At 65.1% G+C, this 26,943-nt stretch carries 1 protein-coding gene; it reads left to right on the top strand.

Annotation, left to right across the window (positions count from 1 at the left end; genetic code table 11):
- The first annotated feature begins 253 nt into the window (after positions 1-253).
- On the top strand, positions 254-26,938 hold the full coding sequence (locus RBB76_RS11825) for an MBG domain-containing protein (RefSeq protein WP_433963548.1): 26,685 nt from the start codon (positions 254-256) through the stop codon (positions 26,936-26,938).
- The last annotated feature ends 5 nt before the right edge of the window (positions 26,939-26,943 follow it).

The following is a 26,943-nucleotide window of genomic DNA, read 5'->3' as shown; positions in this document are numbered from 1 at the left end:
TCTCCGGGCTCTAGCAACTCCAAAAAAGTTCTCTCTCAAAAGTCTTCTTAAAAAAACGCACGAGATCGAAGGTGGCCACAAACCACCCGAAATTTTGCGTAAGAGCACCTGTCTGTCTGAAAAGTCTTCCTGTCTGTCACTGGTCGTCACGGAGATACGAATGTCGTCACACTGCTCTACCTCTAGTCGCTTTTTAGGCAATCAAAAGTTCGGCGCGCGTACTTTCTCACGTGTTTTCTCGACCGTGGTCGCCATGCTTCTGGCGGCTGTAGCAACGCCTGCCAGCCTTGCTTTCGGCGCCTCAACAACGACGGACCTGACATTATCTTCATCCTCCGTTGCCAGTGGAACCGTCGTGACCTTCACGGCCACTGTTACGACCGGTTTAAGCACGCCTGTCTCCCCAGGTTTGGTAACTTTTTGCGATGCTTCGGCTGCCTTCTGCGTAAACTCAGCGGTCCTTGGAACGGCTCAACTCACCTCCGGCGGCACCGCCGTCCTGCACCTGGCACCCGCCGTCGGGAACCACAGCTACAAAGCCATCTTCAGCGGCACCAATCTCTACACTACGAGCACTTCCTCCGCTCAACCCCTCACCGTTACAGGGACTTACATCACCGGAACAACCCTCACCAGCACCGGCACCGCGGGCAACCCAGGCTACACCCTCGCGGCTGCGGTCGCAGCCAAAGGCGGAATGGACCTCTCTCCTGCCGCCGCCGTCTCCTTCCAGGACACTTCAAACGGCAACTACGTCTTCGGCACCGCGCCCTTGGGAGCACCAGTATCCACACAGACATTCCCCGCCGCGACTTTTACCGGCGCCTTCACAGCAACGCCGCCGCGAGGCGCAGCTCTGGGCGACTTTAAAAACAACGGCACTCTGGACATCGCCGTCGCCTCCGGAAACGTCGTCAACATCTTCCTTGGCACCGGGACCGGAACCTTCGCCGCTGCAACTGCGCTGACCGCCGGAACGACACCAACCGGTGTAGCCGTTGGCGACTTCAACAGCGACGGCATCCTCGATATCGCAGTAGCCAACTTCGGCAGCAACAATGTAAGCATCTTCCTGGGCAAGGCAGGTGGAGGATTCCAGACAGCGGTCAACTACGCCGCCGGAACCGGACCAGTGTCGGTCGCTGTCGGCGATTTCAACAATGATGGAAACGCCGACCTCGCCATTGCAAACCAGACCAGCAATAACGTCACAATTCTTCTCAACAGTGGCAGCGGAACTTTCAGTGCAGCCCTCGGCTCGCCCATCGCCGTTGGCACAACTCCCACCAGTCTCATCGTCTCGCACTTTAACACCGACGCTAATCTCGATATCGCTGTAACCAACAATGGCTCGAACACGGTCACCATTCTCGAAGGCAATAGCACAGGAGGTTTCACCCAGCCCACAGGCTCCCCCTTCGCTGCCGGAACCTCTCCCATGGGTCTCGTCGCCGGAGACTTCAACGGCGACGGAAAAATCGATCTCGCCATCTGCAGCTCGGGCGATAACACGGTCAGCATTCTTCTCGGTGACGCAACCAAGACCTTCAAAACAGCGGTAGCCTACGCTGCCGGAACTGGCCCGACCGCAATCGCTCTCGCAGACTTCAATGGAGACGGTAACGCCGACTTAACGGTTATAAATCCAGCCGGAACCGGTAATCAGACGCAAAGTGTTCTGCTCGGAAATGGCGACGGAACTTTTGGAACCCCAGCCAGCTTCTCGGTTGGAGCAAATGGAACTGCCACCCTGGCAGGAGATTTTAACAGCGACGGGTTTCCAGACATTGCGACGCCAACGCCAAACCCAACTACGGGCAACGGTAAAGTCTCGATCCTTCTCGACCAGATCACCCAAACCGCGCAGGCCACGCTCAAAACACCCAACGTTCCTGAAGGAGCAGCCAACACACACAACGTCGACGCGGCTTATCCAGGAGAGACCTTCTTCAAAGCAAGTACCTCTACCACGATTGCCCTGACCGGAACCCCAATCTCAACTTTGACCCTGCTGGGGACCAATCCCTCGACGACCCCTTTTGGCCAGCAGGTCGTACTCTCTGCCACGTTGACCCCCTTCTCTCTGGGCAACTACACCACGAACAACGATCTCGTCACCTTCTTGAATGGCACCACCGTTCTGGGCACCAGCAAACTTACGAGTGGAGTCGCAACCCTCAACGTAACCTCCCTGCCTGGTGGGACCGATAGCCTCACGGCAAGCTACAACCTGTCGAACAGTGACAAGAACTTTCTAACCAGCACCTCTTCGCCTGTGCCCTATTCGGTTACGAAGGCCACGCCCGTGATCACCTGGCCTACTCCGGCCCCGATCAACTACGGCACGCTGGTCTCGCCCGTGCAGGAGAATGCAACAACGACAGTTGCGGGAACATTTGCCTACAGCATCGCCCCTTACACGCTGCTGCAAGTCGGCACTTACACGCTGAACGTCACCTTCACGCCGAGTGCTGCAAACAGCACGAGCTACAATTCGGCGACCAGTAGCGTTACGCTCGTCGTGAACCAAGCAGTCCCCCAGATCAACTGGCCTTCGCCCGCGCCCATCACCTTCCCCACGCCATTGAGCAACATACAACTTGATGCAACAGTGGCCGTCTACACTCCCGTCCCGTTGACCTCGTATTACAACATCAACGCGATCAACTCCGATGGCAGGACCTTTAGCGGCGGTTTCGACCAAAGCGGAAATTCCTACTCAGCGAATTTGTTGGGAACGTCCGTCACCTGGAACAACATCACCTATCAACTGGGACCTGCCAATGCACCCGATGCAGTCGCGGGTCTGAGCAGCACGGGGACAACGCTGACTATCCCCCTTCCGGCCGGATTCTATGCCAGCATCAATTTGCTTGGTGCGATGGTCAACAATACTACCTCGGCGAACCCATTCATCATCACCTATACCGACGGAACAACCTCGACCTATACGCAAAGCCTGAGTGACTGGGTCTTCCCTCAGAACTTCGCCGGGGAGTCGGAAATCACCTGCGTCCCCTATCGCAACACCTCCGGTGGCGGCCAGGACGCCCACTTAACCTGCGTCTATGGCTATCAAATTCCTCTAAACAGTTCGAAAATTGCTGCGAGCATCACGCTTCCCGCATACAACGGGCCAGGGGACGTCTCGATCCTTGCCATGGACATGGTCTCTCCTCCCATCCTGGGCAATCTCGTTTATAACCCCGTATCTGGCACTGTTCTGCCGACGGGCGAGAACACTCTAAACGCCAACTTCACCCCGACCGACACAACCAACTACACCTCCGCCACCGCATCCGTACCCCTGCTCGTCAATCCAGCAAGCTCGACCGTAATCGTCTGGCCAACGCCCGCCCCAATCACATACGGCACCCCGCTCAGTTCCACACAACTCAACGCCGTCGCCGAGACGACTCCAAGCGTCACTTCCGTCTCTCTTTCCTCCTACTATCGCGTCAACGCCTTCCAGTCGAATGGATCTGTGTTCTCAACCGGAGGCTTCGATAACGCCGGAAACGCTTATTCCTCTAATCAGGTCGGCACCTCCATCACCTGGAATGGCCAGACCTACTCTCTAGGACCTGCGAATCTTCCAGACGCCGTTACAAGCACAACCATCGCACTTCCTCAGGGTGTCTTCACCGGTTTAACCATGATCGGCGCTGCGACCACAGTCGGACAGACTTCGCAACGTTTCACCATTACCTACACCGATGGAACCACCGCATTCGCAACCATAAGTCTTGATAGCTGGACACCGACCACTCCCTTCACTCCCGTCACTGGCGAGAGCATCGTTTCCACCACGACGATCAGAAACACCGGCAGCGGCGGTTCTACCGCAGGTACGACCTATCTCTACGGCTACCAAATCCCACTAGATAACACCAAAACGGTCCAGAGCATTACTCTTCCGAATAACCGCAACGTCGTCATCGTGGCGATGGCGCTTAACACCGCTGCCACCCCGACCGTCATCCCAGGCAGTTATGTCTACACCCCGCCTGCCGGCACAGTACTTCCCGCCGGCACCAATACGCTCAGCGTCCAGTTCACCCCAACTAATCCGGCCTTTGGATCAGCCACGGGATCGGTGAACATCCTTGTTACCAAACAGACACTGCTCTTCACGGCTAACAACGAAACCGTCGTCTACGGAACAGCAGTTCCTCCCTACACCTACACCGTGACGGGCTACGTCAACGGGGATACCGCTTCAACCGCTTACACAGGCAATCCCTCGTTGACAACCACTCCGGCATCTCCCACGACGGTGAACAACTACACCATCACCGCAGGCCCCGGAACGCTAGCGTCGTCAAACTACAGTTTGACCTTCGCCACCGGAATACTCTCGATAACCAAAGCGACCCCAGTCATCACCTGGGCGAATCCAGCCGACATCACCTACGGTACGGCACTCGTTCAAAGCCCCGCAGGCCAGTTGAACGCGACGGCTTCAGTTGGAGGCGCCTTCTCCTACAGCCCAGCCGCAGGCACAATTCTCTCTGCAGGCCCTCACACTCTCACTGTCACCTTCACCCCCACTGACACGGTCGACTACACCACTGCTACGGCCTCCGTCCAAATAAATGTCGATCAGCGTGCCCTCACCGTCACCGCCAGCAGCTACACCATTCCCTACGGCACCGCAGATCCAACCTATGCCGCCACCATCTCCGGCTTCGTCAACGGAGACACCGCAGCCACCGCCACCACCGGCTCTCCCTCACTGACCACTACCCCTGCGGTTCCCTCAGCTCCCAACACCTACACCATCACCGCTGCCGCCGGCACCCTCGCCTCCGCCAACTACACCTTTAACTACGTCAACGGTTCTCTCACCATCACCAAGGGCACTCTCACCGTCACCGCCGGCAGCGCCACCCGTGTCTACGGCGCAGCGAACCCAACGTTCACCGCCACCGCCACCGGCGCCATGAACAGTGACACCTTCACCTTCTCCGAGACCACCACCGCCACAGCCACAAGCCCCGTCGGCACCTACAACATCGTCCCTACCGCCTCGGGCGCCAACCTCGGCAACTACAACGTCGTCTACGTCAACGGCACTCTCACCGTTACCAAAGCCAATCTCGCCGTGACAGCGAATAGCTACACCATCGCCTACGGCACCGCGGACCCGACCTACACCGCAACCATCTCCGGCTTCGTCAACGGAGACACCACCGCCTCAGCCACCACAGGCTCCCCATCACTGACCACCACCCCCGCGGCTCCCTCTGCTCCGAACACTTACACCATCACCGCTGCCGCTGGCTCGCTAACCTCCACCAACTACACCTTCACTTACGTCAACGGTTCTCTCACCATCACCAAGGGCACACTCACTGTCACCGCTGGCAGCGCCACCCGCGCCTACGGAGCTGCGAACCCCACGTTCACGGCCACCGCCACCGGCGCCATGAACAGTGACACCTTCACCTTCTCCGAAACCACCACCGCTACCGTTACCTCGCCAGCCGGCACTTACAACATCGTTCCCACAGCTTCCGGCGCCAACCTCGGCAACTACACCGTCGTCTACGTCAACGGCACTCTCACCGTTACCAAAGCCAACGTCACCGTCACGGCGAACAGCTACACCATCCCCTACGGCACCGCGGATCCGACCTACACCGCAACCATCACCGGCTTCCTCAACGGCGACACCACCGCCTCAGCCACCACTGGCTCCCCATCGCTGACCACTACCCCTGCGGCTCCCTCTGCTCCGAACACCTACACCATCACAGCTGCACCGGGCACCCTCGCCTCCACCAACTACACCTTCACTTACGTCAACGGCTCCCTCACCATCAACAAGGGAATCCTTACCGTAACCGCCGGCAACGCGACCCGCGTCTACGGCGCGGCTAACCCCACCTTCTCGGCCACCGCCACCGGCGCCATGAACGGTGACACATTCACCTTCTCCGAGACCACCACCGCCACAGCCACCAGCCCCGTCGGCACCTACAACATTGTCCCCACGGCTTCCGGCACCAACCTCGGCAACTACACCGTCGTCTACGTCAACGGAACCCTCAGCATCACTAAGGCGAATCTCGTAGTTACCGCTAACAGCTACACCGTCCCTTACGGCACGGCAGACCCAACCTATACCGCCACGATCAGTGGCTTCCTCAACAGCGATACCCAAGCTAACTCCACCACCGGCACACCTTCACTGACCACCGCACCTGCAGCTCCCACCGCCGCAGGCATCTATACCATCACCGCAGCTGCCGGAACCCTCGCCTCCACCAACTACACCTTCACCTACACCAACGGCTCCCTCACTATCAACAAGGGAACCCTCACCGTAACCGCCGGCAACGCGACCCGCGTCTACGGCGCAGCGAACCCCACCTTCTCGGCCACAGCCACCGGCGCCATGAACGGTGACACATTCACCTTCTCCGAGACCACCACCGCCACAGCCACCAGCCCCGTCGGCGCCTACAACATCGTGCCCACGGCTTCCGGCACCAACCTCGGCAACTACACCGTCGTCTACGTCAACGGAACCCTCACCGTCACGCCAGCGGTCCTCACCGTTACGGCCAACAGCTACACCATCCCGTACGGCACCGCCGACCCAACCTATACCGCCACCATCAGTGGCTTCCTCAACAGCGACACTCAGGCTAACTCCACCACTGGAACACCGTCACTGACCACCACACCTGCAGCTCCCGCGACCGCAGGCGTCTACACCATCACCGCTGCTCCCGGGACGCTCGCCTCCACCAACTACACCTTCACCTACACCAACGGCTCCCTCACTATCAACAAGGGCGCCTACACCATCACCTGGAAGAACCAGTCCGCGGTCTACGGCACCGCCCTCGGCTCGACCACCCTCACCGCCACCGCCTCCATCCCCGGATCCTTCACCTACAGCCCCGCCGGCGTCCTCCAGGTCGGACCTGCGGTCCCGGTCATCGCCACCTTCACCCCCAGCGACACCGCCGACTACGCCGGCCAGTCCGCCACCGCACAGATCACCATCACCCCAGCCGTCCTCACCGTCACCGCCAACAACGCCACCCGCGCCTTCGGCGCCGCTGACCCGGCCTTCACCGCCACCATCGCAGGCTTCGTCAACGGAGACACCACCTCCGTCGTTACCGGCACCGCGTCCTTGACCTCCACCGACACCGTCACCTCGCCCGTCGGCGCCTACCCCATCACCGCCGCCGCCGGGACCCTCGCCGCCAAGAACTACACCTTCACCTACACCGCCGGAACCCTCACCATCACCCAGGCCACTGCCTCCGCCTACACCATCACCTGGAAGAACCAGTCCGCCGTCTACGGCACCGCCCTCGGCTCGACCACCCTCACCGCCACCGCGTCGATCCCCGGATCCTTCACCTACAGCCCCGCCGGCGTCCTCCAGGTCGGACCCGCCGTCCCGGTCATCGCCACCTTCACCCCCAGCGACACCGCCGACTACGCCGGCCAGTCCGCCACCGCACAGATCACCATCACCCCCGCCGTCCTCACCGTCACCGCCAACAACGCCACCCGCGCCTTCGGCGCCGCTGACCCGGCCTTCACCGCCACCATCGCCGGCTTCGTCAACGGAGACACCCAGGCCGTCGTCACCGGTGCAGCGTCGTTGACCTCGACCGACACCGTCACCAGCCCCGTCGGCACCTACCCCATCACCGCCGCCGCCGGAACCCTGGCCGCCAAGAACTACACCTTCACCTACACCGCCGGAACCCTCACCATCACCCAGGCCACCGCATCCGCCTACACCATCACCTGGAAGAACCAGTCTGCCGTCTACGGCACCGCCCTCGGCAGCCCCACCCTCACCGCCACCGCCTCCATCCCGGGATCCTTCACCTATAGCCCCGCCGGCGTCCTCCAGGTTGGACCCGCCGTCCCGGTCATCGCCACCTTCACCCCCAGCGACACCGCCGACTACGCCGGCCAGTCCGCCACCGCGCAGATCACCATCACCCCTGCGGTCCTCACCGTCACCGCCAACAACGCCACCCGCGCCTTCGGCGCCGCTGACCCGGCCTTCACCGCCACCATCGCAGGCTTCGTCAACGGAGACACCCAGGCCGTCGTCACCGGTGCAGCCTCGTTGACCTCGACCGACACCGTCACCAGCCCCGTCGGCACCTACCCCATCACCGCCGCCGCCGGAACCCTCGCCGCCAAGAACTACACCTTCACCTACACCGCCGGAACCCTCACCATCACCCAGGCCACCGCATCCGCCTACACCATCACCTGGAAGAACCAGTCCGCCGTCTACGGCACCGCCCTCGGCAGCCCCACCCTCACCGCCACCGCGTCCATCCCGGGATCCTTCACCTACAGCCCCGCCGGCGTCCTCCAGGTTGGACCCGCCGTCCCGGTCATCGCCACCTTCACCCCCAGCGACACCGCCGACTACGCCGGCCAGTCCGCCACCGCACAGATCACCATCACCCCAGCGGTCCTCACCGTCACCGCCAACAACGCCACCCGCGCCTTCGGCGCCGCTGACCCAGCCTTCACCGCCACCATCGCAGGCTTCGTCAACGGAGACACCCAGGCCGTCGTCACCGGTGCAGCCTCGTTGACCTCGACCGACACCGTCACCAGCCCCGTCGGCACCTACCCCATCACCGCCGCCGCCGGAACCCTCGCCGCCAAGAACTACACCTTCACCTACACCGCCGGAACCCTCACCATCACCCAGGCCACCGCATCCGCCTACACCATCACCTGGAAGAACCAGTCCGCCGTCTACGGCACCGCCCTCGGCAGCCCCACCCTCACCGCCACCGCGTCCATCCCGGGATCCTTCACCTACAGCCCCGCCGGCGTCCTCCAGGTTGGACCCGCCGTCCCGGTCATCGCCACCTTCACCCCCAGCGACACCGCCGACTACGCCGGCCAGTCCGCCACCGCACAGATCACCATCACCCCAGCGGTCCTCACCGTCACCGCCAACAACGCCACCCGCGCCTTCGGCGCCGCTGACCCAGCCTTCACCGCCACCATCGCAGGCTTCGTCAACGGAGACACCCAGGCCGTCGTCACCGGTGCAGCCTCGTTGACCTCGACCGACACCGTCACCAGCCCCGTCGGCACCTACCCCATCACCGCCGCCGCCGGAACCCTCGCCGCCAAGAACTACACCTTCACCTACACCGCCGGAACCCTCACCATCACCCAGGCCACCGCCTCCGCCTACACCATCACCTGGAAGAACCAGTCTGCCGTCTACGGCACCGCCCTCGGCAGCCCCACCCTCACCGCCACCGCCTCCATCCCGGGATCCTTCACCTACAGCCCCGCCGGCGTCCTCCAGGTTGGACCCGCCGTCCCGGTCATCGCCACCTTCACCCCCAGCGACACCGCCGACTACGCCGGCCAGTCCGCCACCGCGCAGATCACCATCACCCCAGCGGTCCTCACCGTCACCGCCAACAACGCCACCCGCGCCTTCGGCGCCGCTGACCCGGCCTTCACCGCCACCATCGCCGGCTTCGTCAACGGAGACACCCAGGCCGTCGTCACCGGTGCAGCCTCGTTGACTTCCACCGACACCGTCACCAGCCCCGTCGGCACCTACCCCATCACCGCCGCCGCCGGAACCCTCGCCGCCAAGAACTACACCTTCACCTACACCGCCGGCACCCTCACCATCACCCAGGCCACCGCATCCGCCTACACCATCACCTGGAAGAACCAGTCCGCCGTCTACGGCACCGCCCTCGGCTCGACCACCCTCACCGCCACCGCCTCCATCCCCGGATCCTTCACCTACAGCCCCGCCGGCGTCCTCCAGGTCGGACCTGCGGTCCCGGTCATCGCCACCTTCACCCCCAGCGACACCGCCGACTACGCCGGCCAGTCCGCCACCGCACAGATCACCATCACCCCAGCGGTCCTCACCGTCACCGCCAACAACGCCACCCGCGCCTTCGGCGCCGCTGACCCGGCCTTCACCGCCACCATCGCAGGCTTCGTCAACGGAGACACCACCTCCGTCGTTACCGGCACCGCGTCCTTGACCTCCACCGACACCGTCACCTCGCCCGTCGGCGCCTACCCCATCACCGCCGCCGCCGGGACCCTCGCCGCCAAGAACTACACCTTCACCTACACCGCCGGAACCCTCACCATCACCCAGGCCACTGCCTCCGCCTACACCATCACCTGGAAGAACCAGTCCGCCGTCTACGGCACCGCCCTCGGCTCGACCACCCTCACCGCCACCGCGTCGATCCCCGGATCCTTCACCTACAGCCCCGCCGGCGTCCTCCAGGTCGGACCCGCCGTCCCGGTCATCGCCACCTTCACCCCCAGCGACACCGCCGACTACGCCGGCCAGTCCGCCACCGCGCAGATCACCATCACCCCCGCCGTGTTGACGGTCACCGCCAACAACGCCACCCGCGCCTTCGGCGCCGCTGACCCGGCCTTCACCGCCACCATCGCCGGCTTCGTCAACGGAGACACCCAGGCCGTCGTCACCGGCTCCGCTACCCTGACCTCGACCGACACCGTCACCTCGCCCGTCGGCACCTATCCCATCACCGCCGCCGCCGGGACCCTCGCGGCCAAGAACTACACCTTCACCTACACCGCCGGAACCCTCACCATCACCCAGGCCACCGCCTCCGCCTACACCATCACCTGGAAGAACCAGTCCGCCGTCTACGGCACCGCCCTCGGCAGCCCCACCCTCACCGCCACCGCCTCCATCCCCGGATCCTTCACCTACAGCCCCGCCGGCGTCCTCCAGGTCGGACCTGCGGTCCCGGTCATCGCCACCTTCACCCCCAGCGACACCGCCGACTACGCCGGCCAGTCCGCCACCGCACAGATCACCATCACCCCCGCCGTCCTCACCGTCACCGCCAACAACGCCACCCGCGCCTTCGGCGCCGCTGACCCGGCCTTCACCGCCACCATCGCAGGCTTCGTCAACGGAGACACCACCGCCGTCGTCACCGGCACCGCGTCCTTGACCTCGACCGACACCGTCACCAGCCCCGTCGGCACCTACCCCATCACCGCCGCCGCCGGAACCCTCGCCGCCAAGAACTACACCTTCACCTACACCGCCGGCACCCTCACCATCACCCAGGCCACCGCATCCGCCTACACCATCACCTGGAAGAACCAGTCCGCCGTCTACGGCACCGCCCTCGGCAGCCCCACCCTCACCGCCACCGCCTCCATCCCGGGATCCTTCACCTACAGCCCCGCCGGCGTCCTCCAGGTTGGACCCGCCGTCCCGGTCATCGCCACCTTCACCCCCAGCGACACCGCCGACTACGCCGGCCAGTCCGCCACCGCACAGATCACCATCACCCCAGCGGTCCTCACCGTCACCGCCAACAACGCCACCCGCGCCTTCGGCGCCGCTGACCCGGCCTTCACCGCCACCATCGCAGGCTTCGTCAACGGAGACACCACCGCCGTCGTCACCGGCACCGCGTCCTTGACCTCGACCGACACCGTCACCAGCCCCGTCGGCACCTACCCCATCACCGCCGCCGCCGGAACCCTCGCCGCCAAGAACTACACCTTCACCTACACCGCCGGCACCCTCACCATCACCCAGGCCACCGCATCCGCCTACACCATCACCTGGAAGAACCAGTCCGCCGTCTACGGCACCGCCCTCGGCAGCCCCACCCTCACCGCCACCGCCTCCATCCCGGGATCCTTCACCTACAGCCCCGCCGGCGTCCTCCAGGTTGGACCCGCCGTCCCGGTCATCGCCACCTTCACCCCCAGCGACACCGCCGACTACGCCGGCCAGTCCGCCACCGCGCAGATCACCATCACCCCTGCCGTGTTGACCGTCACCGCCAACAACGCCACCCGCGCCTTCGGCGCCGCTGACCCAGCCTTCACCGCCACCATCGCAGGCTTCGTCAACGGAGACACCCAGGCCGTCGTCACCGGTGCAGCCTCGTTGACCTCGACCGACACCGTCACCAGCCCCGTCGGCACCTACCCCATCACCGCCGCCGCCGGAACCCTCGCCGCCAAGAACTACACCTTCACCTACACCGCCGGAACCCTCACCATCACCCAGGCCACCGCCTCCGCCTACACCATCACCTGGAAGAACCAGTCTGCCGTCTACGGCACCGCCCTCGGCAGCCCCACCCTCACCGCCACCGCCTCCATCCCGGGATCCTTCACCTACAGCCCCGCCGGCGTCCTCCAGGTTGGACCCGCCGTCCCGGTCATCGCCACCTTCACCCCCAGCGACACCGCCGACTACGCCGGCCAGTCCGCCACCGCGCAGATCACCATCACCCCAGCGGTCCTCACCGTCACCGCCAACAACGCCACCCGCGCCTTCGGCGCCGCTGACCCGGCCTTCACCGCCACCATCGCAGGCTTCGTCAACGGAGACACCCAGGCCGTCGTCACCGGCTCCGCTGCCCTGACCTCCACCGACACCGTCACCAGCCCCGTCGGCACCTACCCCATCACCGCCGCCGCCGGAACACTGGCCGCCAAGAACTACACCTTCACCTACACCGCCGGAACCCTCACCATCACCCAGGCCACCGCCTCGGCCTACACCATCACCTGGAAGAACCAGTCCGCCGTCTACGGCACCGCCCTCGGCTCGACCACCCTCACCGCCACCGCCTCCATCCCCGGATCCTTCACCTACAGCCCCGCCGGCGTCCTCCAGGTCGGACCTGCGGTCCCGGTCATCGCCACCTTCACCCCCAGCGACACCGCCGACTACGCCGGCCAGTCCGCCACCGCACAGATCACCATCACCCCAGCCGTCCTCACCGTCACCGCCAACAACGCCACCCGCGCCTTCGGCGCCGCTGACCCGGCCTTCACCGCCACCATCGCAGGCTTCGTCAACGGAGACACCACCTCCGTCGTTACCGGCACCGCGTCCTTGACCTCCACCGACACCGTCACCTCGCCCGTCGGCGCCTACCCCATCACCGCCGCCGCCGGGACCCTCGCCGCCAAGAACTACACCTTCACCTACACCGCCGGAACCCTCACCATCACCCAGGCCACTGCCTCCGCCTACACCATCACCTGGAAGAACCAGTCCGCCGTCTACGGCACCGCCCTCGGCAGCCCCACCCTCACCGCCACCGCCTCCATCCCGGGATCCTTCACCTACAGCCCCGCCGGCGTCCTCCAGGTTGGACCCGCCGTCCCGGTCATCGCCACCTTCACCCCCAGCGACACCGCCGACTACGCCGGCCAGTCCGCCACCGCGCAGATCACCATCACCCCAGCGGTCCTCACCGTCACCGCCAACAACGCCACCCGCGCCTTCGGCGCCGCTGACCCGACCTTCACCGCCACCATCGCCGGCTTCGTCAACGGAGACACCCAGGCCGTCGTCACCGGTGCAGCCTCGTTGACTTCCACCGACACCGTCACCAGCCCCGTCGGCACCTACCCCATCACCGCCGCCGCCGGAACCCTCGCCGCCAAGAACTACACCTTCACCTACACCGCCGGCACCCTCACCATCACCCAGGCCACCGCATCCGCCTACACCATCACCTGGAAGAACCAGTCCGCCGTCTACGGCACCGCCCTCGGCTCGACCACCCTCACCGCCACCGCCTCCATCCCCGGATCCTTCACCTACAACCCCGCCGGCGTCCTCCAGGTCGGACCCGCCGTCCCGGTCATCGCCACCTTCACCCCCAGCGACACCGCCGACTACGCCGGCCAGTCCGCCACCGCGCAGATCACCATCACCCCAGCCGTGTTGACCGTCACCGCCAACAACGCCACCCGCGCCTTCGGCGCCGCTGACCCGGCCTTCACCGCCACCATCGCAGGCTTCGTCAACGGAGACACCCAGGCCGTCGTCACCGGCTCCGCTACCCTGACCTCGACCGACACCGTCACCTCGCCCGTCGGCACCTATCCCATCACCGCCGCCGCCGGGACCCTCGCCGCCAAGAACTACACCTTCACCTACACCGCCGGAACCCTCACCATCACCCAGGCCACCGCATCCGCCTACACCATCACCTGGAAGAACCAGTCCGCCGTCTACGGCACCGCCCTCGGCAGCCCCACCCTCACCGCCACCGCGTCCATCCCGGGATCCTTCACCTACAGCCCCGCCGGCGTCCTCCAGGTTGGACCCGCCGTCCCGGTCATCGCCACCTTCACCCCCAGCGACACCGCCGACTACGCCGGCCAGTCCGCCACCGCACAGATCACCATCACCCCAGCGGTCCTCACCGTCACCGCCAACAACGCCACCCGCGCCTTCGGCGCCGCTGACCCAGCCTTCACCGCCACCATCGCAGGCTTCGTCAACGGAGACACCCAGGCCGTCGTCACCGGTGCAGCCTCGTTGACCTCGACCGACACCGTCACCAGCCCCGTCGGCACCTACCCCATCACCGCCGCCGCCGGAACCCTCGCCGCCAAGAACTACACCTTCACCTACACCGCCGGAACCCTCACCATCACCCAGGCCACCGCATCCGCCTACACCATCACCTGGAAGAACCAGTCCGCCGTCTACGGCACCGCCCTCGGCAGCCCCACCCTCACCGCCACCGCGTCCATCCCGGGATCCTTCACCTACAGCCCCGCCGGCGTCCTCCAGGTTGGACCCGCCGTCCCGGTCATCGCCACCTTCACCCCCAGCGACACCGCCGACTACGCCGGCCAGTCCGCCACCGCACAGATCACCATCACCCCAGCGGTCCTCACCGTCACCGCCAACAACGCCACCCGCGCCTTCGGCGCCGCTGACCCAGCCTTCACCGCCACCATCGCAGGCTTCGTCAACGGAGACACCCAGGCCGTCGTCACCGGTGCAGCCTCGTTGACCTCGACCGACACCGTCACCAGCCCCGTCGGCACCTACCCCATCACCGCCGCCGCCGGAACCCTCGCCGCCAAGAACTACACCTTCACCTACACCGCCGGAACCCTCACCATCACCCAGGCCACCGCCTCCGCCTACACCATCACCTGGAAGAACCAGTCTGCCGTCTACGGCACCGCCCTCGGCAGCCCCACCCTCACCGCCACCGCCTCCATCCCGGGATCCTTCACCTACAGCCCCGCCGGCGTCCTCCAGGTTGGACCCGCCGTCCCGGTCATCGCCACCTTCACCCCCAGCGACACCGCCGACTACGCCGGCCAGTCCGCCACCGCGCAGATCACCATCACCCCAGCGGTCCTCACCGTCACCGCCAACAACGCCACCCGCGCCTTCGGCGCCGCTGACCCGGCCTTCACCGCCACCATCGCCGGCTTCGTCAACGGAGACACCCAGGCCGTCGTCACCGGTGCAGCCTCGTTGACTTCCACCGACACCGTCACCAGCCCCGTCGGCACCTACCCCATCACCGCCGCCGCCGGAACCCTCGCCGCCAAGAACTACACCTTCACCTACACCGCCGGCACCCTCACCATCACCCAGGCCACCGCATCCGCCTACACCATCACCTGGAAGAACCAGTCCGCCGTCTACGGCACCGCCCTCGGCTCGACCACCCTCACCGCCACCGCCTCCATCCCCGGATCCTTCACCTACAGCCCCGCCGGCGTCCTCCAGGTCGGACCTGCGGTCCCGGTCATCGCCACCTTCACCCCCAGCGACACCGCCGACTACGCCGGCCAGTCCGCCACCGCACAGATCACCATCACCCCAGCGGTCCTCACCGTCACCGCCAACAACGCCACCCGCGCCTTCGGCGCCGCTGACCCGGCCTTCACCGCCACCATCGCAGGCTTCGTCAACGGAGACACCACCTCCGTCGTTACCGGCACCGCGTCCTTGACCTCCACCGACACCGTCACCTCGCCCGTCGGCGCCTACCCCATCACCGCCGCCGCCGGGACCCTCGCCGCCAAGAACTACACCTTCACCTACACCGCCGGAACCCTCACCATCACCCAGGCCACTGCCTCCGCCTACACCATCACCTGGAAGAACCAGTCCGCCGTCTACGGCACCGCCCTCGGCTCGACCACCCTCACCGCCACCGCGTCGATCCCCGGATCCTTCACCTACAGCCCCGCCGGCGTCCTCCAGGTCGGACCCGCCGTCCCGGTCATCGCCACCTTCACCCCCAGCGACACCGCCGACTACGCCGGCCAGTCCGCCACCGCACAGATCACCATCACCCCCGCCGTCCTCACCGTCACCGCCAACAACGCCACCCGCGCCTTCGGCGCCGCTGACCCGACCTTCACCGCCACCATCGCCGGCTTCGTCAACGGAGACACCACCGCCGTCGTCACCGGTGCAGCCTCGCTGACCTCGACCGACACCGTCACCAGCCCCGTCGGCACCTACCCCATCACCGCCGCCGCCGGAACCCTCGCCGCCAAGAACTACACCTTCACCTACACCGCCGGAACCCTCACCATCACCCAGGCCACCGCCTCCGCCTACACCATCACCTGGAAGAACCAGTCGGCCGTCTACGGCACCGCCCTCGGCAGCCCCACCCTCACCGCCACCGCGTCGATCCCCGGATCCTTCACCTACAACCCCGCCGGCGTCCTCCAGGTCGGACCCGCCGTCCCGGTCATCGCCACCTTCACCCCCAGCGACACCGCCGACTACGCCGGCCAGTCCGCCACCGCACAGATCACCATCACCCCCGCCGTCCTCACCGTCACCGCCAACAACGCCACCCGCGCCTTCGGCGCCGCTGACCCGACCTTCACCGCCACCATCGCCGGCTTCGTCAACGGAGACACCACCGCCGTCGTCACCGGTGCAGCCTCGCTGACCTCGACCGACACCGTCACCAGCCCCGTCGGCACCTACCCCATCACCGCCGCCGCCGGAACCCTCGCCGCCAAGAACTACACCTTCACCTACACCGCCGGAACCCTCACCATCACCCAGGCCACCGCCTCCGCCTACACCATCACCTGGAAGAACCAGTCGGCCGTCTACGGCACCGCCCTCGGCAGCCCCACCCTCACCGCCACCGCGTCGATCCCCGGATCCTTCACCTACAACCCCGCCGGCGTCCTCCAGGTCGGACCCGCCGTCCCGGTCATCGCCACCTTCACCCCCAGCGACACCGCCGACTACGCCGGCCAGTCCGCCACCGCGCAGATCACCATCACCCCCGCCGTGTTGACGGTCACCGCCAACAACGCCACCCGCGCCTTCGGCGCCGCTGACCCGGCCTTCACCGCCACCATCGCCGGCTTCGTCAACGGAGACACCCAGGCCGTCGTCACCGGCTCCGCTACCCTGACCTCGACCGACACCGTCACCTCGCCCGTCGGCACCTATCCCATCACCGCCGCCGCCGGGACCCTCGCGGCCAAGAACTACACCTTCACCTACACCGCCGGAACCCTCACCATCACCCAGGCCACCGCCTCCGCCTACACCATCACCTGGAAGAACCAGTCCGCCGTCTACGGCACCGCCCTCGGCAGCCCCACCCTCACCGCCACCGCCTCCATCCCCGGATCCTTCACCTACAGCCCCGCCGGCGTCCTCCAGGTCGGACCTGCGGTCCCGGTCATCGCCACCTTCACCCCCAGCGACACCGCCGACTACGCCGGCCAGTCCGCCACCGCACAGATCACCATCACCCCCGCCGTCCTCACCGTCACCGCCAACAACGCCACCCGCGCCTTCGGCGCCGCTGACCCGGCCTTCACCGCCACCATCGCAGGCTTCGTCAACGGAGACACCCAGGCCGTCGTCACCGGTGCAGCCTCGTTGACCTCGACCGACACCGTCACCAGCCCCGTCGGCACCTACCCCATCACCGCCGCCGCCGGAACCCTCGCCGCCAAGAACTACACCTTCACCTACACCGCCGGAACCCTCACCATCACCCAGGCCACCGCATCCGCCTACACCATCACCTGGAAGAACCAGTCTGCCGTCTACGGCACCGCCCTCGGCAGCCCCACCCTCACCGCCACCGCCTCCATCCCGGGATCCTTCACCTACAGCCCCGCCGGCGTCCTCCAGGTTGGACCCGCCGTCCCGGTCATCGCCACCTTCACCCCCAGCGACACCGCCGACTACGCCGGCCAGTCCGCCACCGCGCAGATCACCATCACCCCCGCCGTGTTGACGGTCACCGCCAACAACGCCACCCGCGCCTTCGGCGCCGCTGACCCGGCCTTCACCGCCACCATCGCCGGCTTCGTCAACGGAGACACCCAGGCCGTCGTCACCGGCTCCGCTACCCTGACCTCGACCGACACCGTCACCTCGCCCGTCGGCACCTATCCCATCACCGCCGCCGCCGGGACCCTCGCGGCCAAGAACTACACCTTCACCTACACCGCCGGAACCCTCACCATCACCCAGGCCACCGCCTCCGCCTACACCATCACCTGGAAGAACCAGTCCGCCGTCTACGGCACCGCCCTCGGCAGCCCCACCCTCACCGCCACCGCCTCCATCCCCGGATCCTTCACCTACAGCCCCGCCGGCGTCCTCCAGGTCGGACCTGCGGTCCCGGTCATCGCCACCTTCACCCCCAGCGACACCGCCGACTACGCCGGCCAGTCCGCCACCGCACAGATCACCATCACCCCCGCCGTCCTCACCGTCACCGCCAACAACGCCACCCGCGCCTTCGGCGCCGCTGACCCGGCCTTCACCGCCACCATCGCAGGCTTCGTCAACGGAGACACCACCGCCGTCGTCACCGGCACCGCGTCCTTGACCTCGACCGACACCGTCACCAGCCCCGTCGGCACCTACCCCATCACCGCCGCCGCCGGAACCCTCGCCGCCAAGAACTACACCTTCACCTACACCGCCGGCACCCTCACCATCACCCAGGCCACCGCATCCGCCTACACCATCACCTGGAAGAACCAGTCCGCCGTCTACGGCACCGCCCTCGGCTCGACCACCCTCACCGCCACCGCGTCGATCCCCGGATCCTTCACCTACAGCCCCGCCGGCGTCCTCCAGGTTGGACCCGCCGTCCCGGTCATCGCCACCTTCACCCCCAGCGACACCGCCGACTACGCCGGCCAGTCCGCCACCGCACAGATCACCATCACCCCCGCCGTCCTCACCGTCACCGCCAACAACGCCACCCGCGCCTTCGGCGCCGCTGACCCGACCTTCACCGCCACCATCGCAGGCTTCGTCAACGGAGACACCACCGCCGTCGTCACCGGTGCAGCCTCGCTGACCTCGACCGACACCGTCACCAGCCCCGTCGGCACCTACCCCATCACCGCCGCCGCCGGAACCCTCGCCGCCAAGAACTACACCTTCACCTACACCGCCGGAACCCTCACCATCACCCAGGCCACCGCATCCGCCTACACCATCACCTGGAAGAACCAGTCTGCCGTCTACGGCACCGCCCTCGGCAGCCCCACCCTCACCGCCACCGCCTCCATCCCGGGATCCTTCACCTACAGCCCCGCCGGCGTCCTCCAGGTTGGACCCGCCGTCCCGGTCATCGCCACCTTCACCCCCAGCGACACCGCCGACTACGCCGGCCAGTCCGCCACCGCGCAGATCACCATCACCCCAGCCGTGTTGACCGTCACCGCCAACAACGCCACCCGCGCCTTCGGCGCCGCTGACCCAGCCTTCACCGCCACCATCGCAGGCTTCGTCAACGGAGACACCACCGCCGTCGTCACCGGTGCAGCCTCGTTGACCTCGACCGACACCGTCACCAGCCCCGTCGGCACCTACCCCATCACCGCCGCCGCCGGAACCCTCGCCGCCAAGAACTACACCTTCACCTACACCGCCGGAACCCTCACCATCACCCAGGCCACCGCCTCCGCCTACACCATCACCTGGAAGAACCAGTCTGCCGTCTACGGCACCGCCCTCGGCAGCCCCACCCTCACCGCCACCGCCTCCATCCCGGGATCCTTCACCTACAGCCCCGCCGGCGTCCTCCAGGTTGGACCCGCCGTCCCGGTCATCGCCACCTTCACCCCCAGCGACACCGCCGACTACGCCGGCCAGTCCGCCACCGCGCAGATCACCATCACCCCTGCGGTCCTCACCGTCACCGCCAACAACGCCACCCGCGCCTTCGGCGCCGCTGACCCGGCCTTCACCGCCACCATCGCAGGCTTCGTCAACGGAGACACCCAGGCCGTCGTCACCGGTGCAGCCTCGTTGACTTCCACCGACACCGTCACCAGCCCCGTCGGCACCTACCCCATCACCGCCGCCGCCGGAACACTGGCCGCCAAGAACTACACCTTCACCTACACCGCCGGAACCCTCACCATCACCCAGGCCACCGCCTCCGCCTACACCATCACCTGGAAGAACCAGTCCGCCGTCTACGGCACCGCCCTCGGCAGCCCCACCCTCACCGCCACCGCCTCCATCCCGGGATCCTTCACCTACAGCCCCGCCGGCGTCCTCCAGGTTGGACCCGCCGTCCCGGTCATCGCCACCTTCACCCCCAGCGACACCGCCGACTACGCCGGCCAGTCCGCCACCGCGCAGATCACCATCACCCCCGCCGTGTTGACCGTCACCGCCAACAACGCCACCCGCGCCTTCGGCGCCGCTGACCCGGCCTTCACCGCCACCATCGCCGGCTTCGTCAACGGAGACACCCAGGCCGTCGTCACCGGCTCCGCTACCCTGACCTCGACCGACACCGTCACCTCGCCCGTCGGCACCTATCCCATCACCGCCGCCGCCGGAACCCTCGCGGCCAAGAACTACACCTTCACCTACACCGCCGGAACCCTCACCATCACCCAGGCCACCGCCTCCGCCTACACCATCACCTGGAAGAACCAGTCCGCCGTCTACGGCACCGCCCTCGGCAGCCCCACCCTCACCGCCACCGCCTCCATCCCCGGATCCTTCACCTACAGCCCCGCCGGCGTCCTCCAGGTCGGACCTGCGGTCCCGGTCATCGCCACCTTCACCCCCAGCGACACCGCCGACTACGCCGGCCAGTCCGCCACCGCGCAGATCACCATCACCCCTGCCGTGTTGACCGTCACCGCCAACAACGCCACCCGCGCCTTCGGCGCCGCTGACCCAGCCTTCACCGCCACCATCGCAGGCTTCGTCAACGGAGACACCCAGGCCGTCGTCACCGGTGCAGCCTCGTTGACCTCGACCGACACCGTCACCAGCCCCGTCGGCACCTACCCCATCACCGCCGCCGCCGGAACCCTCGCCGCCAAGAACTACACCTTCACCTACACCGCCGGAACCCTCACCATCACCCAGGCCACCGCCTCCGCCTACACCATCACCTGGAAGAACCAGTCCGCGGTCTACGGCACCGCCCTCGGCTCGACCACCCTCACCGCCACCGCCTCCATCCCGGGATCCTTCACCTACAGCCCCGCCGGCGTCCTCCAGGTCGGACCCGCGGTCCCGGTCATCGCCACCTTCACCCCCAGCGACACCGCCGACTACGCCGGCCAGTCCGCCACCGCGCAGATCACCATCACCCCTGCGGTCCTCACCGTCACCGCCAACAACGCCACCCGCGCCTTCGGCGCCGCTGACCCGGCCTTCACCGCCACCATCGCAGGCTTCGTCAACGGAGACACCCAGGCCGTCGTCACCGGTGCAGCCTCGTTGACCTCCACCGACACCGTCACCAGCCCCGTCGGCACCTACCCCATCACCGCCGCCGCCGGGACCCTCGCGGCCAAGAACTACACCTTCACCTACACCGCCGGAACCCTCACCATCACCCAGGCCACCGCCTCCGCCTACACCATCACCTGGAAGAACCAGTCCGCCGTCTACGGCACCGCCCTCGGCAGCCCCACCCTCACCGCCACCGCCTCCATCCCCGGATCCTTCACCTACAGCCCCGCCGGCGTCCTCCAGGTTGGACCTGCGGTCCCGGTCATCGCCACCTTCACCCCCAGCGACACCGCCGACTACGCCGGCCAGTCCGCCACCGCACAGATCACCATCACCCCCGCCGTCCTCACCGTCACCGCTGACAGCTTCAGCCGACCCTATGGAAGTGCCAATCCCACCTTCACTGGAACCATTACCGGAGCGGTCAACGGAGACACATTTACCGAGAGTTTCTCCACGACCGCCACGACGACCTCTCCCGCAGGCGCATACCCCATCGTCCCCACTGCAGTCGGTACCGCTCTCTCAAATTACACCGTTGCCGCAACCAATGGCACCCTCACCGTCGGCAAAGTAACCCTCACCGTCACTGCTGCCAACGCCACCCGAGCCTACGGAGCCCCGAACCCGACCTTCTCCGCATCAGCAACCGGCGCACAGAACGGCGACACCTTCACCTTCACCGAGAGCACTACCGCTACCGCTACCTCACCTACGGGCAGCTACTCAATCGTTCCCGTTGCCACCGGGGCCAACATCAACGACTACAACGTCGTCTATGTCAACGGAACACTGACCATTACCTCGGCCACCCTCACGGTCACCGCCGCCGATGCCAGCCGTCCGTTCGGCGCCGCCAACCCTGTCTTCTCCGCATCTGCAGCCGGCGCACAGAACGGCGACTCCTTCACTTTCTCTGAGACCACCACCGCAACAACGTCATCGCCAATCGGAACCTATCCGATCGTCCCCGTCGCATCTGGCGCGAATCTATCGAACTACACCGTCACATACGTCAACGGCACACTCACCGTCGGCAAAGCCACTCTCACTGTCACCGCAGCTGACGCCAGCCGAGCATACGGTGTAACTAACCCAGCCTTCTCTGCCTCCGCCACGGGCGCGCAGAACGGCGACACCTTCACCTTTACCGAAAGCACCCCGGCAACCATAGCTTCTGCTCCTGGCACCTACGCCATCACCCCGGTAGCCTCAGGCACCAACATCGGCAACTACACCGTCGTATACGTCAACGGCACCCTTACCATTGGCAAGGCAACCCTGACCGTCACCGCAGCTGACGCCAGCCGCAACTATGGTGTAGCTAACCCAGCCTTCTCTGCCTCCGCCACCGGCGCGCAGAACGGCGACACCTTCACCTTCACTGAAAGCACCCCGGCAACCATAGCTTCTGCTCCTGGCACCTACGCCATCACCCCGGTAGCCACAGGCGCCAATATCAACGACTACAACGTGACCTACGTCAACGGAACTCTCACCATCGGCAAGGCAACCCTGACCGTCACCGCCGCAGACGCCAGCCGAGCCTACGGTATCGCTAACCCGGCCTTCTCTGCCTCCGCCACGGGCGCGCAGAACGGCGACACCTTCACCTTCACTGAAAGCACCTCTGCTACGACGAGTTCAGCACCTGGCACTTACTCAATCGTTCCCGTTGCCACGGGCGCCAACATCAACGATTACACCGTCGTATACGTCAACGGCACCCTTACCATCGGCAAGGCAAACCTGACCGTCACCGCAGCAGACGCCAGCCGTGCCTACGGTGTAGCTAACCCGGTCTTCTCTGCCTCCGCCACGGGCGCGCAGAACGGCGACACCTTCACCTTCACTGAAAGCACCCCGGCCACCATATCGTCCGCCCCTGGCACCTACGCCATCACCCCGGTAGCCACAGGCGCCAACATCAACGACTACAACGTCACCTACGTCAACGGAACTCTCACGATCGGCAAGGCAACCCTGACCGTCACCGCAGCTGACGCCAGCCGTGCCTACGGTTCAGCGAACCCAGCCTTCTCCGCATCTGCCAGCGGCGCTGCCAATGGCGACACCTTCACCTTCTCCGAGACCACCTCTGCTACCACGAGTTCACCAGTCGGAAACTATCCCATTGTTCCCACAGCTTCGGGAGCAAATCTCTCGAACTACACCGTCGTCTATGTCAATGGAACTCTCTCGATCGGCCAAGCTTCACTGACGGTCACAGCCGCCAACGCGAACCGCACTTACGGAACTCCCAACCCGACCTTCACTGCATCAGCCACTGGAGCACAAAACGGCGATACCTTTACCTTCACTGAAAGCACCCCAGCAACCATAACGTCTGCTCCAGGCACCTACGCCATCACCCCGGTAGCCACCGGCGCTAATATCAGCAACTACACAGTCGTCTACGTCAACGGAACGCTCACCATCGGCAAGGCAAACCTGACCGTCACTGCAGCTGACGCGAACCGCACTTACGGAACTTCCAATCCGACCTTCTCTGCATCAGCCAGCGGAGCACAGAACGGCGATACCTTTACCTTCACTGAAAGCACCCCGGCAACCATAGCGTCTGCTCCAGGCACCTACGCCATCACCCCAGTAGCCACAGGCACCAACATCAACGACTACAACGTGACCTACGTCAACGGAACTCTCACCATCGGCAAGGCAAACCTCACCGTCACTGCAGCCGACGCAAGCCGTACTTACGGTGTACCCAACCCAGCCTTCTCTGCTTCCGCCACTGGAGCACAGAACGGCGACACCTTCGCCTTCACTGAAAGCACCCCGGCAACCATCGCATCGGCCCCCGGCACCTACGCCATCACCCCGGTTGCCACGGGCACCAACATCAACGACTACAACGTCACCTACGTCAACGGCACTCTCACCATCGGCAAGGCGAACCTGACGGTCACAGCAGCGGATGCCAGCCGTGCCTACGGTGCAGCGAACCCAACCTTCTCCGCATCTGCCAGCGGCGCTGCCAATGGCGACACCTTCACCTTCTCCGAGACCACCTCTGCCACCGCGGCCTCTCCGGTAGGAACTTACGCAATCGTTCCCACTGCGATCGGCACCAACCTCAACGACTACAACGTCGTTTACAACAACGGAACCCTTACCGTCACCCAGGCCACTCTGACGGTCACTGCCGCGAACGCCACCAGAACATACGGCGCCACGAATCCAGCCTTCTCCGCTAGTGCGGCTGGCGCAGTAAACGGCGATACCTTCACCTTCACTGAGAGCACTTCGGCGATCGCGACCTCTCCTGTTGGCACCTACGCAATCGTTCCGCTGGCATCGGGCACCAACCTCAGCGACTACAACGTCGTCTATGACAACGGAACTCTCACCATCACCCAGGCCACCCTCACCGTCACTGCTGCCGATGCGAACCGCACCTACGGCGCTCCAAACCCGACGTTCAATGCATCCGCAGCCGGCGCGCAGAACGGCGACACCTTCACCTTCAACGAAACAACCACTGCAACCCAAGCGTCTCCCGTTGGCACGTATCCAATCGTTCCGACAGCCAGCGGCACCAACATCACCGACTACAACGTCGTCTATGTCAATGGAACTCTGACCGTAGGCAAGGCGACCTTGACCGTCACCGCTGCTGATGCCAACCGCACCTACGGATCTCCTAACCCCACCTTCACCGCCTCGGCTACGGGAGTCGAGAACAACGATACCTTCACCTACACCGAAACCACCACAGCCACTACCGCATCGCCCGTCGGCACTTACCCAATCGTTCCTGTCGCTGCGGGAGCAAACCTCAGCAACTACAACGTCGTCTACAACAACGGAACTCTCACCATCGGCCAGGCAAGCTTGACCGTTACAGCCGGAAGCATCAGCCGCATCTATGGCTCTCCGAACCCGGCCTTCTCGGCAACATCCGTCGGCGCGGTCAATGGCGACACCTTTGTCTTCACCGAGAGCACGAACGCAACCCAATCCTCGCCGATCGGCAACTACCCCATCGTGCCAGTCGCGACCGGTACCAACCTCAGCGACTATAACGTGACCTACGTGAACGGAGTTCTCACCGTCACGCAGGCTACGCTGAACGTAACAGCCGCCAACGCTAGCCGTGAGTACGGGACCCCCAATCCGACATTCACAGCCACCACCGTAGGAGCAGTCGACGGTGACACCTTCACAGTAACCGAAAGCACTCCCGCAACGATCAGCTCGCAAATTGGCACCTATCCCATCATTCCCGTAGCGACCGGTACAAATCTCAGCGACTACAACATCGTCTATTCCAACGGAACCCTCACTATCGACCAGGCCACGCTCAACATCACAGCGAACAACTTTACGAGGCTCTACGGCCAACCGAACCCCGTCTTCACGGGTACCATCACCGGCATGCTTGACGGAGATACCTTCACGGAAATCTTCTCCAACTCCGCAAGCACACTCTCTCAGCCAGGACAGTATCCAATCATTCCTGCTGCAACCGGAACCAACGTCACCGATTACCTGCAGACCGTGCAGAACGGAATGCTGACCATCAACAAAGCACCCACCGTCACAACGCTGACCCTCAGCACAACCGACATCCACTTCGCCCTGCCGGTAACTTTCACCGCCACCGTAGCCTCAACGACCTCCGGAACACCGACTGGAACGGTCACCTTCTTTGACAACGGAACGGCGCTCAACACAGCAACCCTCAACAGCAGTGACGTCGCCACATTCACCACCACGGGTCTCACCGTAGGGATCCATACCATCACGGCCGTCTACAGCGGAGACGTTGACTTCACCTCCAGCACCGTCTCTGCCGCATCAGGTGCAACCACCATCACCATCGTTCCGCTCGACTTCACCATCGTCCTCACCAGCGCCCAAACCGTCGAAGGCATCTACGGCACCACCCGTCAGTACACCTTCCACGTCACGCCCCTCGGCGGCTACTACCCCGGAACCATCAATCTCTCCGCCAGCCCGAGCGGTCCCATCCTCGCAACCTATACTTTCTCGCCGTCGTCCATCGATCAGTACGCTGGCCCAATGGACATCACCCTCACCGTAGCCACCCGTAAGCTCGCCTCACTCGACTCTCCGCAGGATCGGTCGCGCCGGCTCTCGCACATCGCATTCGGCCTCTTCCTCCTGCCTCTCCTCGGCCTGCGCTACTCGCGTCGCTCCAGCCGCAAACTCACTCGCCTCATCATCCACTCGCTCCTCATCCTCTCCTCGCTCGGAGCCATCGGAACCCTCACCGGTTGCGGCTCAGGTTACTTCGACCGCACCTACCCAATAGTTGTAACGGCCAACAGCAACGGAATACAGCACACTGTAAACGTGGAATACCACATCGATCAGTCCCCACAGTAAAAACC

The organism is Tunturiibacter psychrotolerans, assembly GCF_051013365.1.
Taxonomy (GTDB): Bacteria; Acidobacteriota; Terriglobia; order Terriglobales; family Acidobacteriaceae; genus Edaphobacter; species Edaphobacter psychrotolerans_A.
Note: the sequence above shows the minus strand (reverse complement) of the source record. Positions and strands in the feature narration are given on the sequence as shown.

Bases quoted from the DNA above. Each gene is read 5' to 3' on its own strand.
- RBB76_RS11825 (WP_433963548.1), top strand. From the start codon at position 254: ATGCTTCTGGCGGCTGTAGCAACGCCTGCCAGCCTTGCTTTCGGCGCC.